Below are 3,290 nucleotides of genomic sequence, written 5' to 3' on the forward strand. Positions count from 1 at the left end.
GCGGCACAAATGGCACAATGTCATTTATTAAATACATATACGGATACTTTCGCGTCTAACTATACTGATAACGTGTTATATTTCCAAAATGGCAGCATAATACGCAAAATATACCTCAATTCTGTCGAAATTTATTTGATTCTTGCCGCCTCCCCTTCTGTTGCCAGATAACGCCCATCTGCAAATCCCGCTCTGATACCGAGGCGAAAAGCGGGATGACGCTTCCAAGGGTGTCTGCCCCCTCCAAGGCGGTCGAAACTTCCTGGAGTGCCGTCGTGTCGCCGATTGTGACAGCAGCCAGCCGTTGAAAAACGATTCCTCCGTGACGCCCTCTCAGTCGACCTGAACGACGCAGGCGATGCGCTCCCCCCGCCTCGATCAGGCGGGTGGGCACGCATAGGTCCGGGAAAGCATCGCCTCGGCCAGAATGTCCCTGGTCGCGCCATACGGGGCGGATGGATCGGCGACAGGATCAGGATCTGGTGGGCGAGAGCGCCTTGAACGTTTGGCGCCTCACCCCCGCCGCGCGTGATCGGCAAGCACCTCATCGATCACATGACGGGATTTTTCAACCTCGACAGGGTAGACGTCGATCTGTCCAGCTACCGTGATCAGCGCCTTCCAAAGCGTCCAGCCACGACCACGCGCCCACATCGCCTCATCGGCTGGAAGGCCGGCGCGAAACGCCTCCCGGCTTTTGCCTTCAAACAATGTCCAGGCAATCGCCAGATCGCAGGCGGGATCGCCAACGCCGGAGGTTCCGAAGTCGATCACCGCGCCCAACCGGCCTTGCCTGACCAGCAGGTTTCCGCAACTGACGTCGCCGTGGAACCAGACCGGCGCACCGTGCCATGGCGCGGCAAGTGCTGCCTCCCACACCGCGCGGGCTGCGACCGTATCGATCTTGCCGTCGAGGGCTGCAATCGCTTGCCGGGTTTCGCCATCGTAGACGCTGAGTGCTCCGCCGCGAAAGAAGTTGTGTTGTCCCGGCGCCGGTCCGCCAGTGGCATCGATCCTTTGCAAGGCGACCAGGAACGCGGCCAGGTCGGTCGCGAATCGCGGCAAGCTGGCGATACGCTCGCGCTCTGCCGTCTCGCCTTCGATCCAGCGGTAAACGGACCAGTGCCAGGGATAGCTTTCGGCCGGAACTCCCATCGCCAGCGGCACCGGGATCGGCAGCGGCAACAGAGGTGCGAGCCTCGGCAGCCAGCGATGCTCCTTTTCCACCTGCAGGGAATAGGCCGCGGCGCTTGGCAGCCGCACGGTCATCTCGTCGCCGAGATGAAAGGTCCTGTTGTCCCAGCCGCCAAACTCGACGGGCCTGACCGCAAGCTCCTTCCAACGGGGAAACTGCGTGGCGATCAATCGGCTGACAAGCGCTATGTCGATGTTCGGCTTGCTGACCATCGAGCCTAGCGCGGAAACTCGAGCCCCATCTCGCGATAGCGCTCAGGGTCGTCGCCCCAGTTCTCGCGCACCTTGACGAACAGGAACAGGTGCACCTTCTGTTCGAGGATGCCCGCTATCTCCATGCGTGCCGCCTGGCCGATGGCGCGGATTGTCTCGCCCTTGTGGCCAAGAACGATCTTCTTCTGGCTGTCGCGCTCAACATAGATGGTCTGGTCGATGCGCACCGAGCCATCCGGCTTCTCTTCCCATTTCTCGGTCTCGATATGCGAGGAATAGGGCAGTTCCTGATGCAGCCTTAGATACAGCTTCTCGCGCGTGATCTCGGCCGCGAGCTGGCGCATCGGCAGGTCCGAGATCTGGTCTTCCGGATAGTACCAGGGGCCGACCGGCAGAGCCTCGGCCAGATAATCGAGCACGTCCTTGCAGCCGGAACCGGTCAGCGCCGACACCATGAAGGTGCGCTTGAACGGCACCCTTTCGTTCGCTGCCGCCGACAGAGCGAGCAGCGCTTCGTGCTTGACGCGGTCGACCTTATTGAGGATCAGCACCATCGGCTGGCGCACATCCTTCAGCCGTTCGAGGATGGCGTCGGCGTCGCCCCTGATGCCGCGTTCGGCATCGATCAAAAGCAGCACGATGTCGGCGTCCTTGGCCCCGCCCCAGGCGGTGGTCACCATCGCCGTGTCGAGCCTCCGCTTCGGCTTGAAGATGCCGGGCGTGTCGACAAAAACGATCTGCGCATTGTCATGCGTGGCGACGCCGCGCACGATGGCGCGGGTCGTCTGCACCTTGTGGGTGACGATCGACACCTTGGCGCCCACCAATTGGTTGACCAGCGTCGACTTGCCCGCATTGGGCGCGCCGATCAGCGCGACAAAACCGGAATGCGTGGCGGCGGCTGCGGTCGCCGGCTCTTCGGTAGCGGTCATGCCGCACTCCCTTCACTGGAGGGTCGCGCGCCCTCCGATTTTTGGGCCGATGTGGTGGCCCAGACGCCTTCGCGCACAAGAAATGCCGAAGCCGCCGCTTCTTCGGCAACCCTGCGGGAGCCGCCAGTGCCGCTTATCGGCGCAAAACCGCGGACCTGCAAGGACACGGTGAAGACGGGCTGGTGGTCCGGGCCTTCGCGCTTTTCGATCACGTATTCGGGTCTGATATCGCTGGTCTTGGCAATCCATTCCTGCAGATCGGATTTCGGATTGAGCGGCTTTGTGATCACCGTATGCGAGCGCGGTTCCCAGTAGCGCAGGACAAACCGCCGCGCGGCCTCGATGCCACCGTCAACGTAAACCGCCGCGATCAGGGCTTCGACCGCATCCGCCAGATAGTTTCCGCCCGAGCCACGCGACCGCATCTTCAAGGCAGAATCGGCGCGGACCAGATCTTCCAGCTGCATTTCGATGCCGATCTCGGAGCATGTCCGCGCATCGACCAGCGCATTGAAACGCGGCGCGATTTCACCTTCCGGCGCATCGGGAAATTTTTCGAAAAGCATATCGGCGACGACAAGCCCGAGCACGCGGTCGCCAAGAAATTCAAGACGCTGGTTGTTGGTGGCGGCCTTGACCGCACTGGAATGCGTCAAGGCGGTCTCGAGCAAGCGGATATCCTTGAAGACGTGGCCGGTCTTGGCTTTTACCAAACCGGCCAGAGTTTCGCCTGTCGGACGCTTCAAAGCCATCAATTGACGAAGTGGAACAGGCGCGAAGCGCGCATCAGCGACGGCCATTTCCAGATTTCGAGCGGACTGGCGCTGCCACCGATCGAGAAGAAGATGAGGTTGGCGCGGCCAACGAGATTGTCGTCGGGCACGAAACCGACGGTGAAGCGGCTGTCCGAGGAATTGTCTCTGTTATCGCCCATCATGAAATAGTGGCCGG

At 61.3% G+C, this 3,290-nt stretch carries 4 protein-coding genes; all 4 read right to left on the reverse strand.

The features are described 5' to 3' along the window. Positions 1–513: 513 nt before the first annotated feature. On the reverse strand, positions 514–1,407 hold the full coding sequence (locus EN893_RS25360; protein ID WP_127267162.1) for an aminoglycoside phosphotransferase family protein: 894 nt from the start codon (positions 1,405–1,407) through the stop codon (positions 514–516). A gap of 5 nt (positions 1,408–1,412) precedes the next feature. Continuing rightward, a complete protein-coding gene (era, locus tag EN893_RS25365; RefSeq protein WP_127267161.1) occupies positions 1,413–2,339 on the reverse strand; it encodes a GTPase Era in 927 nt (308 codons plus the stop codon). Further along, positions 2,336–3,091: a ribonuclease III gene (gene rnc, locus EN893_RS25370; protein WP_127267164.1), complete on the reverse strand. Its 756-nt coding sequence runs from the start codon at positions 3,089–3,091 to the stop codon at positions 2,336–2,338. Before rnc ends, era begins: the two co-directional genes overlap by 4 nt. After that, a partial coding sequence (lepB, locus tag EN893_RS25375; protein WP_128361859.1) for a signal peptidase I occupies positions 3,091–3,290 on the reverse strand: 200 nt, incomplete at its 5' end. The genes rnc and lepB, both read right to left, overlap by 1 nt.

This window comes from Mesorhizobium sp. M7A.F.Ca.CA.004.04.2.1, assembly GCF_004022825.1.
Taxonomy (GTDB): domain Bacteria; phylum Pseudomonadota; class Alphaproteobacteria; order Rhizobiales; family Rhizobiaceae; genus Mesorhizobium.

Excerpts from the sequence above, each read along its gene's own strand:
- EN893_RS25360 (WP_127267162.1), bottom strand. The coding sequence starts at position 1,407 with ATGGTCAGCAAGCCGAACATCGACATAGCGCTTGTCAGCCGATTGATC.
- rnc (WP_127267164.1), bottom strand. The coding sequence starts at position 3,091 with ATGGCTTTGAAGCGTCCGACAGGCGAAACTCTGGCCGGTTTGGTAAAA.
- era (WP_127267161.1), bottom strand. The coding sequence starts at position 2,339 with ATGACCGCTACCGAAGAGCCGGCGACCGCAGCCGCCGCCACGCATTCC.